This window comes from Lentilactobacillus sp. TOM.63 (genome assembly GCF_030361045.1).
Taxonomy (GTDB): domain Bacteria; phylum Bacillota; class Bacilli; order Lactobacillales; family Lactobacillaceae; genus Lentilactobacillus; species Lentilactobacillus dabitei.
In genome coordinates this window covers 1-1,288 of record NZ_JAUCAP010000170.1, presented here as the reverse complement: position 1 = coordinate 1,288, position 1,288 = coordinate 1, and the positions used below count along the sequence as shown (strand labels likewise).

The window sequence follows — 1,288 nt, the reverse complement described above, 5'->3', positions numbered from 1 at the left end:
GTTATTTTGAGTTTGTTAACTAGAAAAAATCGCAAATACTCAATTAACTTGCATCACTTTGTGATGCCAGGTTAAGTTAAAAAGGGCGCATGGTGGATGCCTTGGCACTAGGAGCCGATGAAGGACGGGACTAACACCGATATGCTTCGGGGAGCTGTACGTAAGCTTTGATCCGGAGATTTCCGAATGGGGCAACCCAGCAACTTTAATCAGTTGTTACTAACCAGTGAATTCATAGCTGGCTAGAGGTAGACGTGGGGAACTGAAACATCTCAGTACCCACAGGAGCATAAAGAAATTTCGATTCCCTCAGTAGCGGCGAGCGAACGGGGAACAGCCCAAACCAATGAGCTTGCTCATTGGGGTTGTAGGACTGAACATTTGAGTTACCAAAGTTGTTGATAATCGAACAATCTGGGAAGGTTGGCGAAACAGGGTGATAGCCCCGTAGATGAAATCAATGACCCTCAGTTCAGGATCCTGAGTACGGCGACACACGTGAAACGTCGTCGGAATCCGGGAGGACCATCTCCCAAGGCTAAATACTCCCTAGTGACCGATAGTGAACCAGTACCGTGAGGGAAAGGTGAAAAGCACCCCGGAAGGGGAGTGAAATAGTTCCTGAAACCATGTGCCTACAAGCAGTTAGAGCCCGTTAATGGGTGATAGCGTGCCTCTTGTAGAATGAACCGGCGAGTTACGGTAACATGCCAGGTTAAGGTTTAAAAGCCGGAGCCGCAGCGAAAGCGAGTCTGAAATGGGCGTTTTAGTATGTTGCTGTAGACCCGAAACCAGGTGATCTACCCATGTCCAGGCTGAAGGTGCGGTAAAACGCACTGGAGGGCCGAACCCGTGTACGTTGAAAAGTGCTGGGATGAGGTGTGGGTAGCGGTGAAATTCCAAACGAACTTGGAGATAGCTGGTTCTCTCCGAAATAGCTTTAGGGCTAGCCTCGGACGTAGAATCATGGAGGTAGAGCCACTGTTTGGACGAGGGGCCCGTCATGGGTTACTAAGTTCAGATAAACTCCGAATACCATTGATTTTTATCCGGGAGTCAGACGGTGAGTGATAAGATCCATCGTCAAAAGGGGAACAGCCCAGACCACCAGTTAAGGTCCCTAAATATATGCTAAGTGGAAAAGGATGTGGAGTTGCATAGACAACTAGGATGTTGGCTCAGAAGCAGCCACCATTTAAAGAGTGCGTAATAGCTCACTAGTCGAGTGATTCCGCGCCGAAAATTTACCGGGGCTAAGCATATTACCGAGACTGTGGACTTGACCAAT

The 1,288-nt window shown here is 48.4% G+C and carries 1 rRNA gene; it reads left to right on the top strand.

Features of this window, described 5'->3' with window-relative positions:
* Positions 1-69: 69 nt before the first annotated feature.
* Positions 70-1,288 (top strand): 23S ribosomal RNA (locus QUF07_RS13975); the annotation flags it as partial.